The sequence below is a fragment of the Neptunomonas antarctica genome (genome assembly GCF_001305295.1).
Taxonomy (GTDB): Bacteria; Pseudomonadota; Gammaproteobacteria; order Pseudomonadales; family Balneatricaceae; genus Neptunomonas; species Neptunomonas antarctica.
The window spans coordinates 571,204-592,442 of sequence record NZ_LJSI01000053.1 but is presented as its reverse complement, the minus strand read 5'-3'; the positions used below and the strand labels follow the sequence as shown (position 1 = coordinate 592,442).

General features: G+C 46.7%; 21 protein-coding genes. 11 read left to right on the top strand and 10 right to left on the bottom strand.

Features of this window, described 5'->3' with window-relative positions:
- Window positions 1-45: 45 nt before the first annotated feature.
- The 3 genes from Nant_RS17540 to Nant_RS17530 all read left to right on the top strand — a co-directional run bounded on the left by Nant_RS17540 (window position 46) and on the right by Nant_RS17530 (window position 2,404).
- Window positions 46-420 carry a RidA family protein gene (locus tag Nant_RS17540; RefSeq protein ID WP_054342928.1) on the top strand — a complete coding sequence of 125 codons (375 nt, stop codon included), beginning with the start codon at window positions 46-48 and terminating at the stop codon, window positions 418-420.
- Between the two features lie 201 nt (window positions 421-621).
- Complete coding sequence (locus tag Nant_RS17535) at window positions 622-1,872, top strand: ATP-binding protein (protein WP_238377182.1); 1,251 nt, start codon at window positions 622-624, stop codon at window positions 1,870-1,872.
- Window positions 1,865-2,404 (top strand): response regulator transcription factor, encoded by a 540-nt coding sequence (locus tag Nant_RS17530; protein WP_054342926.1) that lies wholly within the window; start codon window positions 1,865-1,867, stop codon window positions 2,402-2,404. Before Nant_RS17535 ends, Nant_RS17530 begins: the two co-directional genes overlap by 8 nt.
- A gap of 304 nt (window positions 2,405-2,708) precedes the next feature.
- Here the strand turns inward: Nant_RS17530 and Nant_RS17525 are convergent, their stop codons facing one another.
- From Nant_RS17525 to Nant_RS17510, 4 genes are all read right to left on the bottom strand, one after another.
- Window positions 2,709-4,142: an IS1182 family transposase gene (locus Nant_RS17525; protein WP_054342925.1), complete on the bottom strand. Its 1,434-nt coding sequence runs from the start codon at window positions 4,140-4,142 to the stop codon at window positions 2,709-2,711.
- Window positions 4,143-4,279: 137 nt separating this feature from the next.
- Window positions 4,280-4,798 carry a PEP-CTERM sorting domain-containing protein gene (locus Nant_RS17520; RefSeq protein ID WP_054342924.1) on the bottom strand — a complete coding sequence of 173 codons (519 nt, stop codon included), beginning with the start codon at window positions 4,796-4,798 and terminating at the stop codon, window positions 4,280-4,282.
- A 782-nt stretch (window positions 4,799-5,580) separates the two neighbouring features.
- Window positions 5,581-6,249 (bottom strand): energy-coupling factor ABC transporter permease, encoded by a 669-nt coding sequence (locus Nant_RS17515; protein ID WP_054342923.1) that lies wholly within the window; start codon window positions 6,247-6,249, stop codon window positions 5,581-5,583.
- Window positions 6,250-6,413: 164 nt separating this feature from the next.
- On the bottom strand, window positions 6,414-6,905 hold the full coding sequence (locus Nant_RS17510) for an Lrp/AsnC family transcriptional regulator (RefSeq protein WP_054342922.1): 492 nt from the start codon (window positions 6,903-6,905) through the stop codon (window positions 6,414-6,416).
- Window positions 6,906-7,235: 330 nt separating this feature from the next.
- Between Nant_RS17510 and leuA the strand changes: the two genes are divergently transcribed.
- A complete protein-coding gene (leuA, locus tag Nant_RS17505) occupies window positions 7,236-8,939 on the top strand; it encodes a 2-isopropylmalate synthase (RefSeq protein ID WP_179078898.1) in 1,704 nt (567 codons plus the stop codon).
- A gap of 139 nt (window positions 8,940-9,078) precedes the next feature.
- Here leuA and rimI read toward each other — a convergent pair whose 3' ends face one another.
- From rimI to Nant_RS17490, 3 genes are read right to left on the bottom strand one after another with little or no spacing between them, the layout of a single operon-like run.
- Window positions 9,079-9,552 carry a ribosomal protein S18-alanine N-acetyltransferase gene (gene rimI, locus Nant_RS17500; RefSeq protein ID WP_156298840.1) on the bottom strand — a complete coding sequence of 158 codons (474 nt, stop codon included), beginning with the start codon at window positions 9,550-9,552 and terminating at the stop codon, window positions 9,079-9,081.
- A complete protein-coding gene (locus tag Nant_RS17495; protein ID WP_143773477.1) occupies window positions 9,518-10,501 on the bottom strand; it encodes a uracil-DNA glycosylase family protein in 984 nt (327 codons plus the stop codon). Before Nant_RS17495 ends, rimI begins: the two co-directional genes overlap by 35 nt.
- Before the next feature lie 5 nt (window positions 10,502-10,506).
- Window positions 10,507-12,048 carry a 2-isopropylmalate synthase gene (locus Nant_RS17490; RefSeq protein ID WP_054342919.1) on the bottom strand — a complete coding sequence of 514 codons (1,542 nt, stop codon included), beginning with the start codon at window positions 12,046-12,048 and terminating at the stop codon, window positions 10,507-10,509.
- Between the two features lie 320 nt (window positions 12,049-12,368).
- Between Nant_RS17490 and Nant_RS17485 the strand changes: the two genes are divergently transcribed.
- Window positions 12,369-13,523 (top strand): MalY/PatB family protein, encoded by a 1,155-nt coding sequence (locus tag Nant_RS17485; protein WP_054342918.1) that lies wholly within the window; start codon window positions 12,369-12,371, stop codon window positions 13,521-13,523.
- Between the two features lie 67 nt (window positions 13,524-13,590).
- Here the strand turns inward: Nant_RS17485 and epmA are convergent, their stop codons facing one another.
- Entirely contained in the window at window positions 13,591-14,556 is a 966-nt protein-coding gene (epmA, locus tag Nant_RS17480; protein WP_054342917.1) for an EF-P lysine aminoacylase EpmA, read from the bottom strand.
- Window positions 14,557-14,636: 80 nt separating this feature from the next.
- A complete protein-coding gene (efp, locus tag Nant_RS17475) occupies window positions 14,637-15,197 on the bottom strand; it encodes an elongation factor P (protein ID WP_054342916.1) in 561 nt (186 codons plus the stop codon).
- 126 nt (window positions 15,198-15,323) lie between these two features.
- Between efp and epmB the strand changes: the two genes are divergently transcribed.
- Both epmB and Nant_RS17465 read left to right on the top strand, forming a co-directional pair.
- Window positions 15,324-16,373, top strand: coding sequence for an EF-P beta-lysylation protein EpmB (gene epmB, locus Nant_RS17470; RefSeq protein ID WP_238377181.1), 1,050 nt, complete (start codon window positions 15,324-15,326; stop codon window positions 16,371-16,373).
- 139 nt (window positions 16,374-16,512) lie between these two features.
- The gene (locus Nant_RS17465) at window positions 16,513-17,031 is read left to right on the top strand and encodes a hypothetical protein (RefSeq protein WP_054342915.1); all 519 of its coding nucleotides are present in this window, start codon (window positions 16,513-16,515) and stop codon (window positions 17,029-17,031) included.
- 60 nt (window positions 17,032-17,091) lie between these two features.
- Here Nant_RS17465 and Nant_RS17460 read toward each other — a convergent pair whose 3' ends face one another.
- Window positions 17,092-17,412, bottom strand: a complete 321-nt coding sequence (locus tag Nant_RS17460; RefSeq protein WP_054343279.1) for a DUF1820 family protein — start codon at window positions 17,410-17,412, stop codon at window positions 17,092-17,094.
- Between the two features lie 149 nt (window positions 17,413-17,561).
- Here Nant_RS17460 and miaB point away from each other — a divergent pair, with 149 nt between their 5' ends.
- From miaB to Nant_RS17440, 4 genes are read left to right on the top strand one after another with little or no spacing between them, the layout of a single operon-like run.
- Window positions 17,562-18,917, top strand: a complete 1,356-nt coding sequence (gene miaB / locus Nant_RS17455; protein ID WP_054342914.1) for a tRNA (N6-isopentenyl adenosine(37)-C2)-methylthiotransferase MiaB — start codon at window positions 17,562-17,564, stop codon at window positions 18,915-18,917.
- Between the two features lie 9 nt (window positions 18,918-18,926).
- Window positions 18,927-19,919 (top strand): PhoH family protein, encoded by a 993-nt coding sequence (locus tag Nant_RS17450; RefSeq protein ID WP_054342913.1) that lies wholly within the window; start codon window positions 18,927-18,929, stop codon window positions 19,917-19,919.
- Window positions 19,916-20,374: an rRNA maturation RNase YbeY gene (gene ybeY / locus Nant_RS17445; protein WP_054342912.1), complete on the top strand. Its 459-nt coding sequence runs from the start codon at window positions 19,916-19,918 to the stop codon at window positions 20,372-20,374. Before Nant_RS17450 ends, ybeY begins: the two co-directional genes overlap by 4 nt.
- 5 nt (window positions 20,375-20,379) lie before the next feature.
- Complete coding sequence (locus Nant_RS17440; protein ID WP_054342911.1) at window positions 20,380-21,216, top strand: HlyC/CorC family transporter; 837 nt, start codon at window positions 20,380-20,382, stop codon at window positions 21,214-21,216.
- The last annotated feature ends 23 nt before the right edge of the window (window positions 21,217-21,239 follow it).

The following is a 21,239-nucleotide window of genomic DNA, read 5'->3' as shown; positions in this document are numbered from 1 at the left end:
GCTCATGGCTCCTTTTTACTTTCACATTTAAAAAGTGGTAACGATATGAAAACAGCCGTAAAAACCGACCTATTTGCTTCAGCAGCACCGCTTGAATGGGCCATTATTGCTAACAATCAATTTTATACTGCCCAGATACCTATTAATGCAGAAGGCAAGGTTGTTGACGGCGGGATCGAAGCACAGGCCCGCCAAACAATGGACAACTTAAAGCACACCATTGAAGCCGCTAAACTGACCATGGATGATGTTACGCAAGTCTTAATCTATGTCACGGCTCGTGAACAACTACCTGTGTTTAATAAAGTTTATGCAGAGTATTTTGCAGCGCCCTATCCAAACCGTGCCGCTATGATTGTTGCAGGACTCGCCCGCGAAGAGATGTTGTGTGAAGTGGTAGTGTATGCAGCTGTGCCTTAATAAGTAGAGCCTCAACAAACCGAGCTTTAATAAATTGCGCCACAACAACATGTTCAGCACCTATCCCTAAACTCCTCCTTCTACTGAAGCAGGGGTTTCTAATATCCCATTACCAACACAACCAAGCTGCGACAATCTGACTCAGGACACAATAACGCCCCTTTCGGTTATAATCCGGCGTCTACTTCAATGGGGTGTCCTGTGACAGGTAACCATCAACAGCTTTTACAACTGACCTACATACGTTTTGTTATTCTTTTTGGTCAGTGCTGCGCTATTGCGTTTGCATTACTTTATCTGCATATCGATATTCATCCCTGGCCTCTGGGGCTGGCGCTCGTCCTGTTAAGCCTTTTAAATTTCATGACCTATGCCCGGTTGCATTCACCGTGGCCGGTGACTCAACCAGAATTTTTTACCCAATTAATCGCCGATGCTATCATCTATGGTTTTATTCTTTATCAGTCAGGTGGCGGCACCAATCCTTTTATTTTCATGTTATTAATTCCGCTGATTATTACGGTGATGACGCTTAGCAGTCGCTATATCTGGATGATGGCAATTACAGTCACGTCCATCTATGGCTCGCTGTTGGTTTACTATGTTCCTGTTATACCTATCATGTCTGAGCACCGGCACTCTTTACCTGAGCTTTTTAATATCCACATGCTCGGTATGTGGCTAAATTTCATTCTTACTGTGATCGTCATCACCTATTTTATTGTACGAATTAACCGCGCCCTGCAACGCCAACAGCAGCACCTCATCGAAGAGCGAGAAGCCAAAGTACATCATCAACAAATACTGGCATTGGGCACCATGGCCGCTGGCACTGCCCACGAACTCGGCACACCGCTCAGTACGATGCGGGTAATTTTGCACGAAATGGAGATTGATCCTACGTTATCCGATGAACAAAAAGAGGACATTGGCATTCTTCAGCAGCAGGTTCAGATTTGTGCCGACAAACTAAAACAGTTGGCACGTTCGGTCGCTGAAGAGAAAAACAGTGAAAAAACATCACTGGTAACTACCTTTCTTGATGAAGTATTAGAACAATGGAAAATTACCCGCCCCGAGGTGACCTATAGTGCTAGCATTCAAGAAGATCTCCCGCCGGATCTGCGCAATACAACCGCGCTGCGACAAGCCATTTTAAATCTTCTCAACAATGCAGCGGATGCCTGCCCCGATCACATAGACATTACTTTATGCTGGGATACTGTGGCTATTTGGTTAACCATTCGGGATTATGGTGCCGGCTTACCGATCGAGCAGGCCAATAAATTAGGCCAACCGTTTATCTCAACTAAAGGGAAAGGTTTAGGTATCGGGCTTTTTCTTACATCAACCACACTCGCCCATTATGACGGCGAGGTCAAACTCTATCCAGCACAGGGCAAAGGAACCATGACGGAAGTCAGATTATCACGCAGGGCCGTTCATGGATGATCAACTCAAGCAGTTTCTCATCGTCGATGATGATGCAACCTTTACGCGTGTCTTAGCCCGTGCCATGGCCAAACGCGGCTTTGACGTGAAGATTGCCAGCAGCGCCGAAGCGGCATTGGAGATTATTACCGCGTGGATTCCGGACTATGTCTCTCTTGACCTGAAAATGGACGGCGCGTCCGGACTCACAGTTATCCAACCCTTAGTGGAGGCTAATCCGTCAGTGCGCATTGTGGTGCTAACAGGCTATGCAAGCATTACAACGGCCGTCGATGCTATCAAGTTAGGAGCCACACAATACCTGCCTAAACCCGCTAACGCCGATGATATTCTGCAGGCGCTTGAACATAGCCAAGCCAACGAAGATATCGACATAGCCAACCAGCCAATGTCGGTGAACCGCTTAGAGTGGGAATATATCCACAAAGTACTAAGCGAGCATAATGGCAACGTCTCTGCTACAGCGCGGGCGTTAGACATGCATCGCAGAACGCTGCAGCGCAAACTGGCAAAACGCCCGGTAAGGCAGTAGTGATTATTATTAAGTATTCGTGGGTAGCAAAAGTTTATTTCGTCTGGATACCGTTGCCCGACTACATCCCAACGCTGCCACTATCTCGTTAGTGGATTGACTGCTTTCGACCTAGGCTGTGTAAAAACAGGTATCGCTTTGCATTTCGTCTAATTTTTTGCTGTCACATCGAACAGGATGACCTTTTAACGAGCTGTCACACTCGGCTTCATTTTCTTACCTATAATGGCTGAATATTTAGATTCAGCTCTATTTGGCACCTAATAAGCGTCGGGGAATAGATTTATCGGAAGAAAAGAGCGCATCACGCTCTCATTGTATTTATGAGTGGCGTAATTCCCATGATTTTAATCATGCGTTTCAAGTTATAGGCCAAGACATGCAGGCTCATCTCCGTGCTGACATGTTTAAGCGTTTTCATTTGGAAGTGTGTCGAATCCATCCAGGATTTAATCGTACCAAACGGATGCTCTACTGTGGATCGACGCACGACCATGCGTTCGGGTTCGCGGTCTATTCTTGCTTCGACTTCATCCAATACATCTTCATGTTCCCAGCGCGTTACTCGTCGATACGTGCCCGTTGTGCATTGTGTTTTCATTGAGCAGTTTGGGCACCGTGAAGACCAATATTTATTAATCGTCTTTCCCTGTTCCTGCGTAGTAAAACGCCAGATTAAACGCTCACCTGCCGGACATTCATATTCACCCGCGCTGGCTATCCATTTAAAATCGCGTTTATCAAACAAGCCTTTCGCCATGTTGTTCGAGGTATGTGTTTTGGGAAGATATGTTTTTATCTGTGACTGTTCGCAATGATAAATTTCAAAGCCGCTGTAATACCCTCTATCAGCAACGACTTCTAATGTGTCACTGCCGATAACATTTTTAGCCAGCGTTGCGGTTCGATACAGTGCTGAGCGATCATTGCCGACATTCGTTACTTCATGGGCGACAATCAGATGGTGCTTGGCATCAACAGCGGCCTGGAGGTTGTAACCGACTATGCCACTGCCTTTACCGCTGGTTGCCATTGACCGAGCATCGGGGTCGGTCAGCGATACTTGCTTATCCGGCGATGATTGCAGTCGCTTTTCAAGTGTATTCAGTTTAATGACTTCAGCATTTAACTTGCCGAGTTTTGTTTTCAGTCGTTCGATTTTATGGTGTGCCTGTTGAGTATCTTGTCTATCAGCACTGGCTATCTGTCCTAGATAACGAGCGATGCTTTCATCGATTTGTTCAAGTCGACGCTTAATCTTCGCTTGAGTGAAATTCTTATCCCGCGTATTCACCCCTTTAAACTTACTGCCATCAATAGCCACATACGCATCGGCAAAGAGATTGAGCTTACGACAGATCTGTACAAATTCACCGCAGACTTTACGAATGCCTTTGCCATTATTTTTTCTGAAGTCGGCGATGGTTTTAAAGTCTGGCGCTAAACGACCTAGCAGCCACATTAATTCAACATTACGGCCTGCTTCTCGTTCAAGACGACGCGATGATTGAATGCGATTGAGATAGCCGTAGATAAATAACTTAAGCATGGTTGAAGGGTGGTAGGACGGTCTGCCGGTAGCCGCTGGGATGGTTTTAAAACCAAGAACAGGAAGATCAATTGAATCAACAAATACATCAACGACCCGAACAGGGTTTTCTTCATCAATGTAATCATCGATACGCTCAGGAAATAAAGTCGCCTGAGAGCGTGCTTCGCCGGTAATGAATCTATTCATGCTGTATCCCCTCAGCAAAAATGTCTTATTACTAGTTTAATCGGTCTAATCGAGTTTTCACACACCCTGGACACATACAGGTAATTAGCTCATAAAAAAGCCCCGCCGAAGCGAGGCTTAGTATTGCAGAAATCTAATTACGCTTTCTTGCGGCGTGACCATAAAAGTCCAGCTAGACTTAGGCCAAACAGAGCGAGAGAAGCAGGCTCTGGAACGGCTGCTGCTCCCTGAGTGACGGAAACATTATCCATATTCCAAACTCCTGAGCCACCGCCCGTTGCATAATAGAACGCAACATTTGTAACTGCACCAGTACCCGCGAACATTGCAGTGTTGGTGACCCACGAGGTAGTGGTAGCAATCGTAGTCATTACTCCATCAACCGCCCAAGCAAATTGGTTGCCAGATATTTGACCTGCGTATGTATCAAATGAAAGATCGTAATTGTATGCAGCATTGGTACTAATATCCTGACTTATAATCCCCCACCCACTGTTGTCATATGCAGTGAAATATCCGGATGACGCATCAGTATAGTCACCACCTGTGAGAGTCCATCCAGCAGTGTTACCGCTAGTAAAATCCCCGTTAGTAATTAAATTAGCGTTAGCCGGGCCAGCTAATAAACAAACAAGTAAACAAATAATTCTTTTCATTTTTTAATCTCCGTTATATTACATATTTTATCGATATAGAGTCACATTAAGCACGAACCATGCCATCAAGAAAATATCTCATCAATACAAACATTTAAATATTACTTAAAATTTTTTGAGTTTTAGATGTAAAAGAATCTGACACAAAGCGCATAAAAAGGCTCTATTGGCTGAGTATCCACTATCAAGGCCGGTCCGCGACTACGATAACGTCTAGCGAGGTCCGGCTATTTTGCCAAGGTGATTTAGCAATAAATGTGGCTTAAAGCGCAGCGAACTAACTTTTAGTTAAAGGTAAACGCCAATTCAACGCCCACGTGACTATTATATATCGCTTAACGGATTAGCGAGTGTTAACAACGGCATCTGAAATTTACTGTCCCGTTTACGCAATAAGGTACGGACTGTAGTGGTTTGAATGCGGGCTATCTTTAGGATTACTGTCTATGACCGGTTCACAAACCTGCCCGAGCGATTGATGTAGTTCGACTCAGAGCCATTTAAGTCGTTTTTGACCCTATGCTAACTTTGCGACATCGAGGTGACTTTCTGCTATCGGCGGCGGCTATCTTCACTCGAATATTGTAAAGAAATCTGACACATTAGACCCCAGATGGGCTGTGACCCCATCACCTAAGCGCTCAGGCTCAGGGTCCGCATGGGTTGTGACTCGCACTCTTTAGGATTACTGCCTATGACCGTTTTTGGCACTAACCCGTCAAAACAGTTGATCTGGTTCGACCATCGCCCCCCAGCGAAAGGATCAGTAGAAATATCACTCCCTATTGCTCATCAATATAAACTTTCGCATTAAAAGTTCTGATCCAGTCAGGATAAAACACCATAATAGCCGTCATCAAAATGCCATTCATGAGCCCCTCAGGGAACATGATCAACGGCAGGAGGCTTACATATTGATGATCAATTTTACTCCAGGGATACACGCCATCCATCCAAAGCAGTGTTGCCATGGTCAACCCTGATGCAGCGATAGCAATTACAGAACCTGCAAACGCACATACAAAAAGATAGATGAAGAAATTTTTTGGTAGTTTTTTATCAACAAACAAATGAATTGCATAAGATAAAAACACAGGGAGGACGACTAAACACAGTCCATTAACCGCCAAGCCTTCCCAGCTTTCTTTACCGATTAATGTCATGCCGAGTAATACCAGACTTGCTGATAGAATCGCCAGATCCCAGCCCAAAACCAAGGTTAAGGCCGTGACTCCCAGGAAATGAATACTCAATCCGGGAGAGAGACCTGCGCGCATACTCCACATCATCAGCAGTAGCACAGTCGCGCCAAAAAAAAGGTGTTGCAGCCCTCGATTGCTAATAATCACAGACCACGGACTTTTCCACGCAGCCACCAGCACTACGCAGAGATACAAAATATCCATCACCCAAAGCCATGCACCCGAAAAAAGACCGTCAGTAATATTCATTGTTAAAAGTCATTTATTGATGTCGTGTGAAATCCAAAGTTTATTTTGCATCTACTACAATCGCTGTTAATACAATTGTCTTTAATACAAGATCATTCTACTTTTACTGCCCTCTCATTCTACGCCCAAACACTCATTAAAAAAGACATAACGCGCGTTAAGTCTTAGCGATAATTGGGCAAATAGTGCAATGGCACCGCAGTGGTATCAATAACCTTACGCATAATAAAAGCAGATTTAACACCAGTAACGCCTTTAATACGGGTAATCTTTCCTAATAAAATATCGTGATAACTATCCATATCAGGCACGGCCACCTTTAACTGGTAGTCGGCATCATGCCCGGTAATTAAGTAGCACTCCATGACTTCACTAATCGCACTAATTGCTTTTTCAAACTCTTCAAATCGCTCAGGTATATGTTTATCCATACTAATGTGAAGCATCGCGATCAGATTTAAACCAACACTACGCTCATTGACACGAATCACACGACTGGCAATCACACCCGAATCTTCCAACTGCTTCACGCGGCGCGAACAAGGCGCAGCCGTTAAACCAATCCGCTCGGCCAACTCCTGATTAGACAACGAGCCATCGTGCTGCAGTTCGCGCAATATTGTGATATCAAAACGGTCCAACTCAACACCTTGCATCAGCCAAATACTCCTTAGCGCAATTAAAAACAATATAATGACAAATACTATTGCATATATTTGCGTAAATATAAAACAGACAGCAACAATAGCAAGGTAATTGCGCGCCTACCTACGTAAACTTTACATCATCGGAATCATACACCGGCATCCACCCGATAGCCGGCGGGAGAGTGATCAAAAGTTAATGATCCCAACGGTGTTACCGATGCTTACCCAGCGATTTTTTGCACCATAAGTGCATACGTTATTTATAAGATTTTTTATCCAAGACTCTTTAATACAAGCCATCCCATACACATGCCAACAGGCACATGCAGGAAGCACATTATGTTTGATCATCGTAAATACCGTCCTTCAACACCGATTCGCCTTTCTGACCGTACCTGGCCGGACAAACAGATCACTGAAGCACCCAACTGGTGCAGTGTTGACCTGAGAGATGGTAATCAGGCGCTGATTAACCCGATGAATGTTGAACAAAAAACCCGCATGTTCACGCTGTTGGTAGCCCTGGGATTTAAAGAAATAGAAGTCGGCTTCCCTTCCGCGTCGCAGCCTGATTTTGATTTTGTTCGCACCTTGATTGAAAAAAATATGATTCCGGATGATGTCTGTATCCAGGTATTAACACAGGCAAGAGAAGAACTGATCAGCCGCTCTTACGAAGCACTGAAAGGCGCCAAACAAGCCATTGTGCATGTTTACAATTCAACCTCAACTGTCCAGCGTGAGCAGGTGTTTGGCCTTGATAAAGAGGGGATAAAAGCGATTGCCGTACAGGGTGCTAAATGGGTCAGGGAGTATGCGGCACAGTATCCGCACACTGACTGGAGTTTTCAGTATTCGCCAGAAAGCTTCACCGGTACCGAGATGGATTATGCCGTTGAAGTCTGTGATGCAGTGATTGCCGAATGGCAGCCGGAACAAGGACGCAAAATTATTATCAACCTGCCGGCCACCGTTGAAATGACAACACCCAATGTGTTTGCTGATCAGATCGAGTGGTTTTGCCGACAGGTAAAACACCGTGATCTGATTACCATTAGTTTACATACGCACAATGATCGCGGCTGCGGCGTAGCAGCAGCCGAACTGGGTATTATGGCCGGCGCAGATCGCATAGAAGGCACATTAATTGGTAACGGCGAACGCACCGGCAATATGGATATTGTCACTATGGGGATGAATTTATATTCTCAGGGTATTGATCCTAAGCTGGATTTCTCTGACATCAAAGAGATTATCAAGGTGGTGGAATACTGTACTGAATTACCCGTTGCTGCACGTCACCCATGGGCCGGCGAACTGGTGTACACCGCATTTTCGGGTAGCCATCAAGATGCTATTCGAAAGTCGATCAGCTATCACGAAACGCACAATTTACCCTTCTGGGATGTAGCTTACTTACCGATTGATCCCCGCGACATAGGACGCGAGTATGAGGCGGTTATCCGCATCAATAGCCAGAGCGGCAAAGGGGGTGTTGCCTTAGTGCTGGAACGCGACTATGGCATCGCCTTACCTAAGTGGATGCATAGCGAGTTAAGCAAAGTGGTTCAGAAAGCGACCGAAGTGACGGGCGAGGAGATATCCCCTCCTAATATTAAAGCCCTTTTTGATCAGCACTTTACGGAGGTAGCACCGCACTGGTTACTCAGCGGTTATGACTTACATACAGAAGCGGGACTGGTTAGTGCTCACTTCACTTTAGGTGATAGCTCCTTAGGCAATAGCAGTCAAATACTCACAGGCAAAGGTGCCGGCGCCGTCGAAGCCTTATGCGACGCGCTCAGCCAGCAGTTTACCAGCGAGATAAACATCACTCAGTTTGATGAATACTCGCTGACGCAAGGCACTACAGCCCAAGCACAAGCCTGTGTTGCTTTAACGATTAATGGCGAGGCTTATGCGGCGGTCGCTATCGCGGTTGATACGTCGGCGGCAGTATTGCAAGCGGTGTTAACAGCGTTTGCTCAACGTCAGATGAAAGAGGTTAATATGAGAGGTGAAGAAATAAAAGGAGCTGCATAAGGCTCTCTTCTTATCCCTGAATCATATACATTTGCCCGCCACTAAGACCAGAATCTGCACCCGGATTCTGGTCTACAAGGACAGTAGATTAATACATGTGAAGGTAAAGGTGATACTGACTAACGAACGCTAGCCGACGCTATAGTGCATACGAATACAACAAGGCATCTTCATGCCCCGTCGATGTAACGTAATATCCTTTGCGCCGCCCATCCAACACAAAACCAAATGATTCATACAGACGGATAGCGGGCAGATTGGTTTCTCTCACGTCCAGCAATAACCGACACACACCTGAGACGTTTAGCCGCTCGCAGAGTTGATGCAATAAAGCCGTCGCTAAGCCTCGCCCCTGAAAGGCGGGAAGAATAGTAATCTGGTAAATTTCAGCTTCATCCAGCACACAACCAAGCAACGCAAAACCTATTAATACCCCCTGCTCCTTAACACCCACATTCAGATATTGAGGGTTTAGTAATTGCTGTGTTATCTGCTTGTCAGACCAGTGATCATCAGAAAATGAAAGCGCCTCAATCGGCATGATTGAAGGCACATCACTATCAGTGAGCGAATAGAATTCAGGCATCGAGCGGCAGGACTTTCTGAAGGTCACTCCAGACCTCTTTCTTACAACCCGGGATTTGAATCATTTGCGTAAGACTCAGTGAAGTCACCGCTTTAATCTCGCTACTGTAGCTAAAGACGACGGCACGTAGCTCATCAATACCTTCTTCGCGTTGCATCGCCATCTGTGCCGCTGATTCACCCAGAAACAATATCAAACGCGGCGTCGCTATCTGAAACAGCTTATGGATTTTATGATTCACAGCCAACGCTGCTTCAGATTTCCCCTGATCCAGCGCTGCACCTGCGAGCATGGGCCATGCCAGCACATACGGAGAGGCTAACAAATCAGCACGCAGCCCCATGGCGCTCATGATATTAGCGCATAATGCCTTGTATTTTTCTGCCGTAATACCGCCTCTGCTTTGTGGTGGCAAACTATCAATGATCAGCACATCATTATACAACCAGAAACCCAGACGAAAACGCGGAGCCAGCTCTTTACTGACACGTGGTTCAATACGCACTTTCGGCAGATCAGCAGCTCTTGTTGGCGATTCAGAAATAACAGCAGATGGCGTATTCAGAGCCAAAGAAGCCGCCGTAACGGGCGCTGCTTCTCGTGTAGCATGAGAGCTGTTATGAGAAACGCTATGAGACGGACCGGGAGAAGTGCTGTGAGAAGCGCGTGCAATACTGCTGGTAACACCTCGCACTGTGTCTTCGCCTGCATGTTCAGCGTCGGCTATCGCGGCAGCATCATCAGCGCCTTCGTAAACCACAGCTTGGCCAACAGCAGGCTCGCCAAGAATAGCTGAACCAACTATCGCCTCATCCGATTCAAACACATCGTTTTCATGTCCATAAAGGAACTGATAAACGGCCTCGGGAGAGGAACGAGCACCCACTAACGCAGCACGGGGCAACCAGCTGGTCACCCCCATGGCCGCCAAATACTGATGACGACGCTGCTCTTGTTTAAAGTGATTAGAGTGCATCGCCATTAAACCTGTGGGTGTGCCTTTTGTACATTAGCATCCAGCAGATTAAGCGCATGCACATAAGCTTTGGCCGACGCTATGATAATATCGATATCCGCACCCATACCATTCACAATACGACCCGATTTTTCCAGACGAACCGTTACTTCACCCTGCGAGTCGGTACCGCTGGTAATGGCATTGACCGAATACAACTCAAGGCTCGATTCAGAATGAACGATCGCTTCAATGGCTTTCAGTGCCGCATCGACAGGACCGCCGCCGGCTGATTCCGCTTTATGCTCAACCCCATCAACCATCAGAGACACCTGTGCTACCGGCGTTTCACCTGTCTGGGACGTCACATTCAAAGAAGATAACTTATACTTTTCATAAGCATCGGCCGCCTGCACATCAGATACCAGGGCGAGCAGATCTTCATCAAAGATTTCGTGTTTTTTATCCGCCAACTCTTTAAATCGAGTAAAAGCGTGATTCAATTCAGCGTCCGAACTAAAGGTCGCACCCAACTCATTTAAACGTGCACGAAAAGCATTACGCCCCGAATGTTTGCCCATCACCATTCGGTTAGTCTGCCAACCCACATCCTGAGCGGTCATAATTTCGTAAGTTTCACGGTGCTTCAGCATGCCATCCTGATGAATACCGGACTCATGAGCAAAGGCGTTGGCACCCACAATCGCTTTGTTAGGTTGCACCGGGAACCCCGTGATGCTGGAGACCAAACGTGATGCAGGAACAATCTGCGTGGTATCGATATTGGTTTCCAAACCCAGAAGATCTTTACGGGTGCGGATAGCCATCACAAATTCTTCGAGCGAGGCATTACCGGCGCGCTCTCCTAATCCGTTAATGGTGCATTCCACCTGACGAGCACCGGCGGTGACTGCCGCCAACGAGTTTGCCACCGCTAAGCCTAAATCATTATGACAATGAACCGAGAAGATCGCTTTGTCTGCATTGGGGATACGCTGCAATAGCTGCTCAATAGTATGACCAAACTCTTCTGGAATCGCGTAGCCGACCGTATCCGGGATATTAATCGTTCGGGCACCGGCATCAATCACTTTTTCGATAATACGACACATGAAATCCAGATCAGAGCGACTGGCATCCTCCAGTGAAAATTCAACATCACTGATCAGGTTATGCGCCCGTTTAACCGCACGTACCGCATGTTCAACGACTTGATCCGGTGTCATCTGAAGCTTATATTTCATATGAATCGGGGACGTAGCGATAAAGGTATGAATACGGCCTGACGCTGCATTTTTAAGCGCTTCAGCAGCGCGATCAATATCCGCATCCAAGGCGCGGGATAAAGAACAAATAGTGCTACCCGTCACCGTATCAGCTATCGCTTTAATGGACGCAAAATCGCCGGGAGAGGCGATGGCAAAACCTGCCTCAATAACATCAACCCGCATTTTTTCAAGCTGTCTGGCAATACGCAGTTTTTCGTCCTTGGTCATTGACGCACCCGGACTCTGCTCACCATCACGTAAGGTTGTATCGAAAATTATGACTTGATTATTACTGCTCATCGGAGGCGCTCCAACCAGTGACGCAATGCGTAATCGATGCATTGAGTTAAACGAATTATTTTAGCGTATTTATCAGGGACTAGGGAACAGGATATTCACTGCATCAGGGCAGCGAATGCAGGTACTGAAAATCTGCTATGCCGTTCACATCAGAGACTGCCTATAATATCACGAATCGAACACTCTCCCGTTAACTGAATTGATTTGCACAACCGATGACTATAATCTGACGTGAGCCATTTGCAACCTTCAGTCGTTACAATGATCAAGATAGATTATTCCGGCTTTTTACTGACCTATAAACACAACAGGGAAAACCGATGAGTCCCATAAATTTCGATACGTTTATTGATCGCCGCGACACTGCCAGCCAAAAATGGGAACGTTACCGCGATACTGAAATTCTACCCATGTGGGTTGCAGATACCGACTTTATGGCCCCACCCAGTGTGATTCAAGCATTACAAAAACGCATTGAACACGGGGTATTCGGCTACACAAACACACCCTCCGAACTGAACGAGCTGATTATCCAACGCATGGAATCACTTTACCAGTGGCCCATAAAAGCAGACTGGCTAGTCTGGCTACCCGGTTTGGTCTGCGGTCTCAATCTCGCGTGCCGAGCCGTAGGTGAACCCGGCGATCATATTATTGCTCCTCAGCCGGTTTACCCTCCTTTTGTCTCTGCGCCTCACCTGTCTAAACGCCGCGTGATTCAAGTGCCGATGCAACAGCAGGGCGAACGCTGTGTACTGGATTTTACTGCACTGGAAAAATCCATCACGCCGGACACTCATATCATCCTGTTCTGTAACCCCCACAATCCTGGCGGTACGGTTTACCAGGAAGCAGAGTTACGCCAACTGGCAGACATTGCTAAAAAACATCAATTGGTTATCTGCTCAGATGAAATTCATTGTGATTTAATTCTCGAACCCGGTCTCAAACACATTCCGCTGGCTACCATTAATCCAGATATGGAAAGCCGCTCTATCACCTTGATGGCACCGAGTAAAACCTACAACATTGCCGGTCTAGGCTGCTCATTTGCCATCATTCCTGATGAGCAACTGCGCAAACAATTCAATAATGTCAGAAAAGGCATTGTGCCAGACGTTAATTTACTCGGATATACCGCCGCTATCGGGGCATATCAGGCAGGCGATGACTGGAACAAAAAACAACTCGACTACCTGCGGGGCAACCGGGATTATCTGGTACGGGAGATAAATCAGATCCCCGGCCTGAAGCTCAATCCTATTGAAGCGACTTATCTGGCGTGGATCGATATCTCTGCCGCAAAATTGGAGAACCCCGCACAGTTTTTTGAACAAGCTGGCGTAGGCATGTCACCTGGCCGTGATTTTGGCGACAGCAATTATATGAGACTCAACTTTGGCTGCCCAAGATCTATGCTGGAAGAAGCCGTTAAACGCATCAGAAGCGCCTTATTGAAGCACTTGCCTGCCTAAAACGGCACACTAAATTTCTGATCAGTTTTAGGGCTTAACTAACGCTAGCACATAAACCTAAAACTGATCAGGCGTTACGAAAGGTAAAGGGAATCACTTGCTCAATATGTGTCACCTGCAACGCCAGCATCACCAGCCTATCCACACCCAAAGCAACGCCTGCACAATCAGGCAAGCCTACTTCAAGCGCTGACACCAGCCGCTGCTCCAACGGACGTTGAGGCAATCCAAGTGTCTGTCTGGTGTGCTGATCGGCCTCCAGGCGGCGCTGCTGTTCCTGCGGATCGGTTAATTCATGATAACCATTGGCTAATTCTATCCCCTCCACAAAAAGCTCAAAGCGGGCCGCTACCGGCACCCCATCAGCCGCTGCTTTAAGGCGCGCCAAGGCAGACTGGCTAGCAGGATAGTCCGTAATAAAAACAGGCTCATCTTTTAACATCGGCTCAATGACATGCGACATCAAAAGATTAAGCCAACCATCACGATCATCCGGATCCAGCTCAACTTCAACATGTCGGTGCATTTCGCACGCGAGCTGTTCAGTGCTCGACTGATTAATATCTATACCCAGTTTTTCCATAAAAATGTCGGCATAGGTACAACGGCGTATCGGCCCGATAGCCAATATGGACCGGACAAGCTGCTCAACATCCTTCATTAGCGCCACATCATCAAATTCTAAGCGGTACCATTCCAGCATAGTAAATTCAGGATTATGGAAACGCCCTTCTTCACCGCTCCGAAAGACTTTACCCATCTGATAAATAGAGCCTATACCGGCGGCCAACAAACGCTTCATGGCATATTCGGGTGAAGTCTGCAGATAACAGAGCTCAGCTTCAGCTGTCGGATGACCGCGAAAGTTCACCTCCAATGAATCAATAAAAGGGTCGCTGACAGCACATTGCGACAATACCGCCGCATCCACTTCGAGCACCTGCTGCTCAGTAAAATACTGGCGTATAAGAGCAAGAATAGCGGCTCTTTTTTGTAAATTTTCGACGGAGGCCGCCGGTTTCCAGTCACGCATAGTCGTCACTCACGCCCACAAAAACTAAAAACGGCAGCCGAAGCTGCCGTATTCTGAAAGTTTGATAAGCTATTGAAAAGCTATGCGCGGCTGACGTAATCGCCGCTGCGTGTATCAATTTTCAATATATCACCCTGCTCTATAAATAAAGGAACCTTAACCACGGCACCCGTTGTCATTTTAGCCGGCTTTGATCCACCCTGCGCGGTATCACCTTTCATACCCGGGTCTGTTTCCATCACTTCCAGCTCAACAAAGTTGCCTACCGTGATGGCAATCGGGTTGTCATTCCAGAGGGTTACCATGCACGTATCATTTTCTTTCAACCATTTCGCTGCATCACCCACAGCCGTCATATCAGCGCCGTACTGTTCAAACGTCACCGGCACCATGAAATGGTAAAGCTCACCATCGTTATAGAGATATTCCATATCTCTATCCATGACATCCGCACCTTCAAGGCTCTCGTTAGCTTTAAATGTACGCTCCCAGACGCGACCGGTCAGCAAATTACGCATTTTTACGCGAGTAAATGCCTGACCTTTACCGGGTTTAACAAATTCAACATCCTGCATCGTACACGGATCACCTTCAAGCATAACTTTCAGGCCATTTTTTAACTGGTTCGCGGAATATGCCATAATCTTCTCTAATCAATAATTAACAAATATAGTCGATCTAAAAAGCCGAGCTAAAAAGCCGAGCTAAAAAGCCGAGCTAAAAAGGTTTACACCTCAAAATTGACACTCATTCTACTTGAAAGGAGAATGCGAGCAAAATTGAATCTACTCTGGGCCTCGGTCATCATGAACCAAATCACACCTATTTTGCTCGAATCCGACTGGCAAACCTTATTACGTCAGTCTGTTTGCAGTCTTGACGACTTACTCACTCAGGTCAACCTGAGCAGAGAAGCCGTTGATGTATGCGACAGTGCGGCCAAAGACTTTCCGGTCAGAATACCGATGCCCTATATCAACCGGATAGAGAAAGGTAATCCTAACGACCCTTTATTGCTACAGGTACTGCCACAATCGCAGGAGATGGAACGCTACCCGGGCTATTCTAACGATCCTCTGGAAGAACGCGACACAAATCCTGTGCCCGGATTAATTCATAAGTATAAAGGCCGCGTGCTGCTTATTATCAGCGGCGCATGCGCCATCAACTGCCGCTACTGTTTCAGGCGTCACTTTCCCTATCAGGAGAACCAACTTGGCCACCAGCAGTGGCAGCAAGTACTGGCCTATTTACAAAATGACAGTAGCATAACTGAAGTTATTTTCTCAGGCGGCGACCCATTAGCAACACCGGATAAACGTCTGGCCTCTATGATCAAGGACCTGGAAGCCATTCAACATATTCAGCGACTTAGAATTCACAGCCGCTTACCTGTCGTTATTCCGCAACGTATCACCGACGATCTGTGCCAACTACTCGCATCAACGCGCCTGAAAACAGTATGCGTACTCCACATTAATCATGCCAATGAAATTGACCCTGAAGTCGCCTATAGTATCGAAAAATTACAAGCTGCCAAGGTCACAGTGCTTAATCAAGCAGTCCTGCTTAAAGGTATTAATGACTCAGTAGAGGGTTTAAAATCACTCAGCGAAACGCTGTTTGATTGTGGGGTTTTACCTTACTATCTATTTGTGCTCGATCCGGTACACGGTGCCGCTCATTTTGATATCAGCGATAACGATGCCATTGAGTTAGTCAAATCACTGCAAGCAGCGCTGCCTGGCTATCTGGTACCAAAATTAGCCAGGGAAATACCGGGACGTCCGTCAAAAACACTACTTTGCTTAACGTAATCTAACTTGATTCAGCCAAGTAGAATCAGCTAACCTTAAGCTTACTCGTGTATAAAGGGAACCACTTCAGAACGACAGGTGTCTACTGTTAATAACTATTAATTAATTACTGAAACATGCATAGCCACAGGAACTTCCCATGCAGCTCATCCAACACTCAGGCCTTCATCTAAAACAATCACGCCTAAAACAAGCAAGTCTACTGATTACAATTATTTTATTATCGGCCTGCAGCACAGAAAAAGTGGCGGTGGTTGCGCCACCTGAACCGGTTTATGTACCTATCCCATTGATTACATTAGAGCGCGCTGACCCGATACTTCATAAAAAACGCGGGCCTGTCGGCGCTAATATTCAATTTACGAATTCCTCTACGGGCATTTATCAGTACATTTTATTTCGTACCACAGCCTATGACAAAGAGGGCAACGTTGTTCGCGCCAGAAGAAGCCGTGATGAGAGCGCCTATTTACGCGTCGCTGGTCCTGTGCTGCCCGGCACTTACAGACAAGGCCACTCATGGAAAAACACCTGGAGTAAAAGCAACGTACATTGTCTAGATATAGATGAGATTGAGATCGTATTCAGTGACGGCAGCGTTGAAGTCGCCAGTGGTGACACGCTGATAAAAACGGATGAAGGAGCCTGCATTCATTGATTATCGACAGGCAATAGGCCGCATCAAGCGGCCTATGGTTAGCGGTATTTTTGTGATTAGCTATTTTCTAGCGGGCGGCATGATAGGAAAAGGTGTGACATTACCTTTTACATCACTAATTTTCGCCACACCTCCTTTGGGAACCTCGTCAATGCGGATAATAGCCTGCAAAGGAACATAACTGCGCTCAACTTCCGCAAACTCCTGCTTTAGTTTCTCTTCTCCCGGGTCTACCAGCAATTCAGAGCGGCGACCAAAAACAAACCCTTCCAGCTCAATAAAACCCCACATTTCACTTTGAAATATGTGTTCCACAAAGACTTCATACACCTTATCCTGATTAATAAATTTCACACGATAGATGCATTCTTCAATGGCCATATACTCAATTAACTCCGCATAACACAGCATTATTTTCTGACCAATATATGGGGGCAAACCCGATTTTTACAAGCACGTCAAAAACTATTAAAACCCACCCGTATCCAGTACAATATCGGGTCTTTTGTAATGATCCAGCAAGGTGTGTAATGGCGAAAAAGCTGTTTATTAAAACTCATGGTTGTCAAATGAACGAGTATGATTCTGCGCGTATGTCAGACTTACTTGGAGAGACCCATGCATTGGAATTAACCGATAATCAGGATGACGCCGATGTCTTGCTGCTAAACACCTGTTCTATCAGGGAAAAAGCGCAAGAGAAAGTATTTCACCAGCTGGGTCGATGGCGCAAACTTAAAAATGCGCGCCCCGATCTCATCATTGGCGTTGGCGGCTGCGTTGCCAGCCAGGAAGGGGAAAATATCCTTACCCGGGCACCCTATGTCGATATGATTTTTGGTCCACAGACGCTGCACCGCTTACCTGAAATGATTGACCTGTCTTATCAGGGCAAGAAAGGTATTGTGGATATCAGTTTCCCCGAGATAGAAAAGTTCGACGTTCTGCCCACACCTAAGGCAGATGGCGCAGAAGCATTTGTGTCTGTCATGGAAGGTTGTAGTAAATATTGCTCCTTCTGCGTGGTGCCTTATACCCGTGGTGAAGAAGTCAGCCGTCCGTTGGATGATGTTATTACCGAATGCGTAGAACTGGCCGAACAAGGGGTAAGGGAAGTCAACCTGCTAGGCCAGAATGTAAACGCCTATTGCGGTGCGACTCATGATGGCGACAGCGTTGATCTGGCCGAATTGATTCGTAACGTTGCCGCCATTGATGGTTTGGACCGTATTCGTTTCACGACATCGCATCCGGTTGAGTTTACCGACAGCCTGATTCAGGCGTTCGCTGAGGTACCGGAACTGGTCAGCCATCTGCACCTGCCGGTACAGTCCGGCTCAGATCGGATTCTAATGGCCATGAAACGTGGCCATACCGCGCTGGAATATAAATCAAAAATCCGAAAATTGATGAAAGTCCGTCCAGAGCTGACCATGTCATCCGACTTCATCATCGGCTTCCCTGGCGAAACCGATGCAGATTTTGAAGCAACCATGAACCTGATTCAGGAAATTGGTTTCGACAATTCATTCAGTTTTATTTACAGCCGACGCCCGGGAACACCCGCTTCCGACCTACCTGATACGGTAACGGAAGAGACTAAGAAAGAGCGCCTGCAGATTCTGCAAACACGTATTATTCAACAAACCATGCAGATCAGCCGTCGTATGATCGGGTCTACTCAGCGTATTCTGGTAAACCGATATTCACGTAAAGATCCGGGTTTATTGTCAGGACGCACCGAAAACAATCGTGTCGTCAATTTCAAATGCGACAACCCTAATCTGATAGGCCACTTCGCGGACGTGCGTATTCTCGATGCTTATCAGAACTCATTGCTGGGCGAACTCATCAGCTCTGAGCTAGATAACCTAACAGCGGATTAGACCAGCGGTATGACCTCAAAAATCACTCAGGACGTAAAGTTTTTACTGACGCCTTTTCATGCAGATGCCCTCGCCAACGTGTGCGGGCAGGTAAACGAACACCTGAAACTGCTCGAAGCGCGCTTAGGAGTCGAGATCACTAACCGCAGTAATGAGTTTCAGGTATCGGGTGAACCCGAGCAAATCGTACTGGCCAGCGAAATGTTAAAACAGCTTTATCAGGATTCCATTGATGGCACTAACATCACGCTTGAACTGATACATCTGCACTTACAACAATCGGGCACAGAGCAACGTACCGATAACGGCCACAAACTGCCAAAAAATGAAGTCGTCATCCGTACGCGCAAAGCACTGATTAAGCCTCGCGGCCCTAATCAGGAAATGTACGTGCGCTCGATTTTGAAACATGACATTAATTTTGGTATTGGCCCTGCAGGAACAGGAAAGACATACTTAGCCGTTGCCTGTGCCGTTGAAGCACTCGAACGCGAAGAAGTCGAACGCATTTTACTGGTCCGGCCTGCCGTTGAAGCCGGTGAAAAACTGGGGTTCCTGCCTGGCGACCTATCACAAAAAGTCGACCCTTATTTACGCCCCCTGTATGACGCCCTCTACGAAATGCTTGGTTTTGAAAAAGTCGACAAGATGCTTGAACGCAATATTATCGAAGTTGCGCCGCTGGCTTACATGCGCGGCCGCACACTCAATGGTGCCTTTGTCATTTTGGACGAAAGCCAGAACACCACGCGTGAACAGATGAAAATGTTCCTGACACGCATAGGCTTTGGCACCACCGCCGTTATTACCGGCGACATTACCCAAATCGACCTACCGAAAGGAACACCTTCCGGTCTGAAACACGCAATGCATGTGCTGGATGGTGTAAAAGGTATTGGATTTACACATTTTTCTTCTAAAGATGTGGTGCGTCACCCACTGGTACAGCACATTGTTGAAGCATACGAACGTTTTGAACAAAAACAGGAATCAGAAACATGAGCTATTTTGTTGACGTTCAAAGAGACATAGAGAACCCGGACCTACCCAGCGATGAAGATTTTCTACGTTGGGTTTCGTTAGCTCTGACTGGACGTAAAACAGCAGGCGAAATGTGTATTCGCCTGGTAGAACCCGAAGAGAGCCAGCAACTAAATACCGACTATCGCGGCAAAGCATCGCCGACCAACGTGCTTTCTTTTCCGTTTGAAGGCCCGGCGGATATTCCCATGGATTTACTCGGCGATCTTGCCATCTGCGCCGAAATCGTAGCCCAAGAAGCTAAAGAACAAAACAAACTGCCGCACCACCATTGGGCACATATGGTAATACACGGAACCTTGCATCTGATCGGTTTTGACCATATAGATGATGTTGATGCAGAGCAAATGGAAACACTGGAGATCGCACTACTGGCGAGCCTGAATATCCCTGATCCTTACCAACAAGGAGTGTAAGAAAAATGAGTGAAGGTCGATCGGGACAACCACGAAGTTGGTTCGGGCGTCTTGCCCAGGCATTCTCTGATGAACCCAAAACCCGCGAAGAAGTACTCACTATCTTGCGCGATGCGGTAGAAGAAAGCGTACTGGATCAAGAAGCCCTCAGCATTATCGAAGGCGCCATACAAGTCGCCGAAATGCAGGTACGGGATGTCATGATCCCACGCTCACAAATGACCGTTGTCAGCGCGGCACAAACACCTAAAGAGTTTCTGCCTCTTATCATATCCAGCGCCCACTCGCGTTTTCCGGTGATCGGTGACAACCCCAATGAAGTGATTGGTGTGTTACTGGCGAAAGACTTACTACCTCTGATCATTGATGACAGCGCTGAAGCGTTTGATATTTACAGCAAACTGCGCAAAGCGACGCTTATCCCGGAAAGCAAAAGACTCAACGTACTGTTGAAAGAGTTCAGAGCAACGCGAAACCACATGGCCATCGTGATTGATGAATACGGCGGCATTGCCGGACTCGTAACGATTGAAGATGTGCTCGAACAGATCGTCGGCGAAATTGAAGACGAACATGACATCAATGACGACGAAGGCAATATCCGTCTATTTGATGACAACGCCTATATTGTTAAAGCACTGACTGAAGTCGACGACTTTAATGAGTATTTCGACACCAGTTTCTCAGATGACGAGTTTGATACCATTGGCGGCATTGTCACACACCGTTTCGGCCACTTACCCCGCAAAGATGAAACCGTATCGATACATGGCTTTACCTTCACAGTACTGTCATCCGACAACCGACGCATCAGATTGCTGCAGGTAAAACGGAATTTATAGCGCCTTAGCGTAAAGAGCTTCTG

Coding starts and splice junctions, on each gene's coding strand:
- epmB (WP_238377181.1), top strand. CDS start 15,324: ATGCGAGCAAAATTGAATCTACTCTGGGCCTCGGTCATCATGAACCAA.
- Nant_RS17520 (WP_054342924.1), bottom strand. CDS start 4,798: ATGAAAAGAATTATTTGTTTACTTGTTTGTTTATTAGCTGGCCCGGCT.
- Nant_RS17490 (WP_054342919.1), bottom strand. CDS start 12,048: ATGAGCAGTAATAATCAAGTCATAATTTTCGATACAACCTTACGTGAT.
- Nant_RS17460 (WP_054343279.1), bottom strand. CDS start 17,412: ATGGCCATTGAAGAATGCATCTATCGTGTGAAATTTATTAATCAGGAT.
- Nant_RS17525 (WP_054342925.1), bottom strand. CDS start 4,142: ATGAATAGATTCATTACCGGCGAAGCACGCTCTCAGGCGACTTTATTT.
- miaB (WP_054342914.1), top strand. CDS start 17,562: ATGGCGAAAAAGCTGTTTATTAAAACTCATGGTTGTCAAATGAACGAG.
- Nant_RS17540 (WP_054342928.1), top strand. CDS start 46: ATGAAAACAGCCGTAAAAACCGACCTATTTGCTTCAGCAGCACCGCTT.
- efp (WP_054342916.1), bottom strand. CDS start 15,197: ATGGCATATTCCGCGAACCAGTTAAAAAATGGCCTGAAAGTTATGCTT.
- ybeY (WP_054342912.1), top strand. CDS start 19,916: ATGAGCTATTTTGTTGACGTTCAAAGAGACATAGAGAACCCGGACCTA.
- Nant_RS17440 (WP_054342911.1), top strand. CDS start 20,380: ATGAGTGAAGGTCGATCGGGACAACCACGAAGTTGGTTCGGGCGTCTT.
- Nant_RS17465 (WP_054342915.1), top strand. CDS start 16,513: ATGCAGCTCATCCAACACTCAGGCCTTCATCTAAAACAATCACGCCTA.
- Nant_RS17515 (WP_054342923.1), bottom strand. CDS start 6,249: ATGAATATTACTGACGGTCTTTTTTCGGGTGCATGGCTTTGGGTGATG.
- Nant_RS17450 (WP_054342913.1), top strand. CDS start 18,927: ATGACCTCAAAAATCACTCAGGACGTAAAGTTTTTACTGACGCCTTTT.
- Nant_RS17495 (WP_143773477.1), bottom strand. CDS start 10,501: ATGCACTCTAATCACTTTAAACAAGAGCAGCGTCGTCATCAGTATTTG.
- Nant_RS17485 (WP_054342918.1), top strand. CDS start 12,369: ATGAGTCCCATAAATTTCGATACGTTTATTGATCGCCGCGACACTGCC.
- Nant_RS17510 (WP_054342922.1), bottom strand. CDS start 6,905: ATGCAAGGTGTTGAGTTGGACCGTTTTGATATCACAATATTGCGCGAA.
- epmA (WP_054342917.1), bottom strand. CDS start 14,556: ATGCGTGACTGGAAACCGGCGGCCTCCGTCGAAAATTTACAAAAAAGA.
- leuA (WP_179078898.1), top strand. CDS start 7,236: ATGTTTGATCATCGTAAATACCGTCCTTCAACACCGATTCGCCTTTCT.
- Nant_RS17530 (WP_054342926.1), top strand. CDS start 1,865: ATGGATGATCAACTCAAGCAGTTTCTCATCGTCGATGATGATGCAACC.